The organism is Bacteroidales bacterium, assembly GCA_018334875.1.
GTDB lineage: Bacteria > Bacteroidota > Bacteroidia > Bacteroidales > UBA12077 > JAGXLC01.
Genome location: JAGXLC010000337.1, coordinates 1 through 4,399, shown reverse-complemented (window position 1 = coordinate 4,399; position 4,399 = coordinate 1). Strand labels below are relative to the sequence as shown.

Genomic DNA, 4,399 nt, shown 5'->3' with positions numbered 1-4,399 from the left:
TTAAATGGTTACAGTAAATCTGCTACCTTCTCCTAATTTACTTGAAACTTTTACCGTGGCATCGTTTTTATCGAGGAACTCTTTACTTAACAACAGTCCTATACCCGAACTTTCTTGTCCTTTATCATCAGTCCCCTCAGAATAGTTATAGGTAAATAACTTATTGGCTGTCTTTTCATCCATGCCCATTCCCGTATCCTCAATTTCAATTTCAACTCCCTGCTCTGTCTCAAAAACCCTAATAAATATTTTCCCTTCATTTTCGGTAAACTTCACGGCATTGGAAATAATGTTTCGCAGTGCTGTCTCCAGCATATTGGGGTCGGCATGAACAAAAACCCCCTCAGAGGGATAATCCGTGTTCACTTCCAACGCTTTATATTCAATCCTTGGCTTCAGAAAATCCAAAATTTTGGTTAGAACGGCGATCAGATCCACCTGTTTCTTATACGGCTGTAATTGAACGAAATCCTGTTTTGACCAGGTCAACAGATTTTGAAGGGTCTGGTTAAGCGAATTGGTAGTTACTCTTATGGTTTTCAGCTTATTTTGCAATTCATTGCGTTCGTAGCTATGAAATCTGGATATCAACAGCTCTATAAATCCATCCAAGGACGACACAGCACCCCGAACATCATGAGAAATAAGCGATAAAAACTTTGATTTCATTTCATTGGACTGCTCCAACTGGTGATTTGAAATGAGAAGCTCCAGATCGGTCTCTATATGTTGTCTCATTTTGTCCATTAAATCCTTATGGAGTTCATTGTAGTGGTTCTCTTTGTTATCATGCACACATAGAGTACCAAAAACTTCCCCGTCGGGATAATTAACGGGAAAGCCCAAATAGGAGATCAGATTTAAATCTATAGCATGTTTGTGGTGCTTCCAAATTTCACTTTTGGTTGCATCAGGAACCAATAATTTTTGTTGTTTACCAATTGTGGTTTCACAATAAACCCCATAAATCAGCTCTATCTTTTGACCTGCATATAAAGGATTCTCGACAATTTGGCTATTTAAAAACACCTCGATATAATCTTCATGCAATTTCATAATCGAGGCAGCGGGAACATCAATGATTCTGGCTGTAACGTCTAACAATGACTGCCACTTTTCTATCAGTTCCTCGCTTACTTCTGGTTTCAAATCCGAACCAATACGAACCTTTTTGGTTTCATTGGTTTCTCTGATGGCGACTTTGGAAAATTTCTTTTCTTTCATTAGCGCTATATTTAGAGTGCTCAATAAACCCTGATTCTACAATTGCATTCTACTCCGAGCTGGTTGTCAATGTTACGAATTTAAAGTGCTAATATAATTAAAAAACCCACAGCTTCAGTAAATATCATAAGTGGATGTTATGTGGATTTTGATGGATTGGCTTTCTGCTGGAGTAATTCTTTTATTGTTTACATAAGTAATTTCTCATTGCGTCTTAAATTAGGAAGGATAAAAAACACCAAACCATAAAATGAAATTAGAAGCACTTAAAGTAAAGTAGTTCAATAAATTATTAAAAAACAGGAATCAGTCTGCCAAGAAGAATATCCAACATGGATTTTTCTTTAAGCAAAAATTTATTTTCCATTTGCTGTCTGATTCGAATAAATTTTTGTACCGAAGATGTTGCCAAATATTTCAATGTCAACCCACTGGCGTTCAAAAGAAGCGGGTAAGCCTAAAAAAGAAATTACGCCTTTCGCAAGATGATGATCTGATAAAATGTTTATTTTTGTCATGAATATAAGATCGAACTTATCTTTACGGAGATACATTTAAAGGATATGGACGGTTGGCAGCGGGTGCATTCCCGATTTTTTCCAAGCACCCTCTTTTATTTCATCCGGCAGTCGCCGGATTTCGGTTTTATGTGAATTTAGGTACCCGACCGGCAGCTGCCGGTCGGGATATAAGTGATGTTCTGGTTCACGGAATTCCGTAGGAATGGAATATATTTTCTCTTTTGGAAAAAATTGGGAATGCACCCGTTGGCAGCTAATCCAAAAGATCAATAAGTTGTATCCTTTAATACCCATTATCATCCAGGCTTCCGTTATAACAGATGATATTGCAAAAATGGTCAGGAATTCGGGAGCTGATAGTTATATTGCCAAGCCCATCCATATTTATGAGATGCAAAAGAAAGTTCAGACTGTTTTGCTTGCTAATTTGGACAAGCTAAAACGGAAACACATTAAATTCCTTGAAAGCATCCTGTTTGGTTTTGGCTTGTCCAAATTAGGGTTAAATTCAACCACGAGAACTGACAAATATTCACTAAAAAACACAAGAAATATATTGAAAGACTATATTTACGATCGATTTACCATCTAAACTGCATTAATATGAAAAAATACATGCTTCCTTTTGTTATGATAATTTTTATGGCCGGTACGGGATTGTCTCAGCCCCATGAACAGGTTATTTACAAACAGGTCGATACCATCTCGCTATCCCTGGAGATCTATTATCCGGCAAATTACCAGTCGGGTGGGCCCCATCCCGCCATGGTCTTCTTTTTTGGGGGCGGCTGGAAGGGTGGAACCACCGAACAATTTGTTCCACATGCAAAATATTTTGCCGGAAGGGGTATGGTTTGCTTCCTGGCCGATTACAGGGTAAGTTCGAGGCATGGAACAACTCCCTTTGAATCATTAAAAGATGCAAAGTCAGCCGTGCGCTATATAAGAAAGCATGCTGAAAAATTTCATGTCAAACCCGACAGCATTGTTGCATCCGGTGGCTCTGCCGGAGGTCACCTGGCTGCTGCCACAGCCCTGGTTGACGGATTCAATGATTCTGTAGATGACCTGTCCGTAAGCTGCAAGCCCAATGCCCTGGTGCTTTTTAATCCTGTCGTTGATAACGGCCCAGGAGGTTATGGCTATGAGAGGGTGGGAGAACAGTACAAATATTTCTCACCATTGCATAACATCAGAAAAGGTGCTCCGCCTACCGTATTTTTCCTCGGCACAGAGGATGACCTGATTCCTGTTGAAACCGCAAGGTATTACCAGACGGTAATGGAGAAAGTGGGAAGTAGATGTGAACTGTTGCTTTATGAAGGAGAAGGACATGGATTTTTCAACTACGGCAGCAGATACAACTACTGGCAAACCGTTTTGAGTGCGGATGAATTTCTCAGGTCCTTGGGTTATATCGAGGGTGAACCTGATTTATAAGACTGCAGATGGGGGAGTTGCCTGCCCGCACGCTGTCGTTTAAGCTTTAGCGGAACCAACCGAAGCTTGCAGGCGGACAGGCATCCATCTTGTGATCTATCCGCATTCATAAACCCTTCCACTTATATCAGCAGGATTTATGCCATCACTATACAGCTCAAGCTGCGACAAGCATAATGCTGATGAACATACCTGCATACCGCTTATCATCAGCTACCATGATATTAAACCAATCGTATGTGGACAACCTGTTTTATCCTGGAAGCAATAACATGCTGTCTGGCATATTGTTGGTCATCGAATTGTGACAATTACATTATTGTTCTTTGAGATGACCCTTCTTGTATTGCTCGTAAAGCTGCTGGATGGTCGATGAATCATCAATTGTGTACAATTTGCAATGACTTTGGCCAATGGTTTGTCTGGCTTTCGGGCCCAACTCTGCGGAGATGATAACATCAACGCCCAGATTAATGGCCTTTTGAGCAGCTTGTATGCCTGCCCCATGTCCGGCATTCATATTTTCCTCGTTGGAATGTGCAGTGAGATGATCTTGCTCTTCATCATAAACAACAAAATATTTTCCCCGGCCGAAACGGTTGTCCGGATTTGCATTCCAATCGGTTCCTTTGGCTGTGAATAGAATTTTCATAGTTGTTTTAAATTTTGATTCTAGAGTTCGGTATAAAAAGCTAAATATTGGCTGATAAGGCGCTAAGCGGCTCTAATAGATCTCTGAAATTCAACAGATAATTTTCAACCAATTAGCTAAAAATAACCGCTAAGCGCATTTTTAGACTAAACTCATTCTACTTTCTTAGTTCATCTTCTGTCACTATTTTCCAAATCTTCTGTTCTTTCCCCATGCCGATCCTTTTCCTTTATTTCTCCCCCTTTTTCTGCCTTTTCCCAATGCCATACCTCTTCCGGTAAGGGGTCGTTCAGGTGCTTCGGGAACACTATTTTTCCGGTTCGGATTGCATCTGCCTTGCTGCCTGCCTGTCATAGGGCCTTCGCCCAGGGGGCCTGTTCTGTTTAATCCTGGCATAGTAACCTCCATTATATTTTATGTTTTTACAATTAGAGTCTGTCTATAATATCCGCTGGCTGCGTTACGCTCGTTTTTCATGCCAGTCGATTACATCAAGTAAACTCCTGGCATTCAAAACTCGCAAGCCTTGCCAGCGAACATTCTAGACAAGACTCTTTCAAAT

The 4,399-nt window shown here is 40.4% G+C and carries 5 protein-coding genes; 2 read left to right on the top strand and 3 right to left on the bottom strand.

Translation table 11 applies throughout. From position 1 onward, the window contains the following. A complete protein-coding gene (locus KGY70_17655; GenBank protein MBS3777028.1) occupies positions 1–1,224 on the bottom strand; it encodes a GAF domain-containing sensor histidine kinase in 1,224 nt (407 codons plus the stop codon). Positions 1,225–2,019: 795 nt separating this feature from the next. Here KGY70_17655 and KGY70_17650 point away from each other — a divergent pair. After that, positions 2,020–2,337, top strand: a complete 318-nt coding sequence (locus KGY70_17650) for a hypothetical protein (protein MBS3777027.1) — start codon at positions 2,020–2,022, stop codon at positions 2,335–2,337. Between the two features lie 11 nt (positions 2,338–2,348). Next, positions 2,349–3,185 carry an alpha/beta hydrolase fold domain-containing protein gene (locus KGY70_17645; protein MBS3777026.1) on the top strand — a complete coding sequence of 279 codons (837 nt, stop codon included), beginning with the start codon at positions 2,349–2,351 and terminating at the stop codon, positions 3,183–3,185. Between the two features lie 316 nt (positions 3,186–3,501). Here KGY70_17645 and KGY70_17640 read toward each other — a convergent pair whose 3' ends face one another. Together KGY70_17640 and KGY70_17635 are read right to left on the bottom strand one after the other, a co-directional pair. Further along, a complete protein-coding gene (locus KGY70_17640; protein MBS3777025.1) occupies positions 3,502–3,837 on the bottom strand; it encodes a NifB/NifX family molybdenum-iron cluster-binding protein in 336 nt (111 codons plus the stop codon). A gap of 183 nt (positions 3,838–4,020) precedes the next feature. Beyond that, entirely contained in the window at positions 4,021–4,233 is a 213-nt protein-coding gene (locus KGY70_17635; protein MBS3777024.1) for a DUF5320 domain-containing protein, read from the bottom strand. Positions 4,234–4,399: the final 166 nt, after the last annotated feature.

Bases quoted from the DNA above. Each gene is read 5' to 3' on its own strand.
- KGY70_17655 (MBS3777028.1), bottom strand. From the start codon at position 1,224: ATGAAAGAAAAGAAATTTTCCAAAGTCGCCATCAGAGAAACCAATGAA.
- KGY70_17645 (MBS3777026.1), top strand. From the start codon at position 2,349: ATGAAAAAATACATGCTTCCTTTTGTTATGATAATTTTTATGGCCGGT.
- KGY70_17640 (MBS3777025.1), bottom strand. From the start codon at position 3,837: ATGAAAATTCTATTCACAGCCAAAGGAACCGATTGGAATGCAAATCCG.
- KGY70_17635 (MBS3777024.1), bottom strand. From the start codon at position 4,233: ATGCCAGGATTAAACAGAACAGGCCCCCTGGGCGAAGGCCCTATGACA.